At 64.2% G+C, this 229-nt stretch carries 1 protein-coding gene; it reads right to left on the minus strand.

What is annotated here, in order from left to right; genetic code table 11:
- On the minus strand, positions 1–229 hold a 229-nt coding region (locus SB765_RS34585; protein ID WP_410933151.1), incomplete at both ends, for an MFS transporter.

The following is a 229-nucleotide window of genomic DNA, read 5'->3' on the forward strand; positions in this document are numbered from 1 at the left end:
ATACTGCCGATGTCCAACGCCGGGCGCACGGCCGTCGGTACGTCAGGTTTTATCCACAGCATGGTCAGCAACCCGATGACCAGCGCCAGCGGCAGGTTGGCATAGAAGATCCAGCGCCACGACACGCTGTCGACAATCACCCCGCCCAGCGTCGGCGACAGTGCCGGCACCAGCAACGCCACCGACATCACCCGCGCCGTCAGTTGGCTGCGCTCTGCTGCCGGAAATT

Origin of the sequence: Pseudomonas sp. SIMBA_067 (assembly GCF_046534675.1) — a bacterium.
GTDB classification, from domain to species: Bacteria; Pseudomonadota; Gammaproteobacteria; order Pseudomonadales; family Pseudomonadaceae; genus Aquipseudomonas; species Aquipseudomonas putida.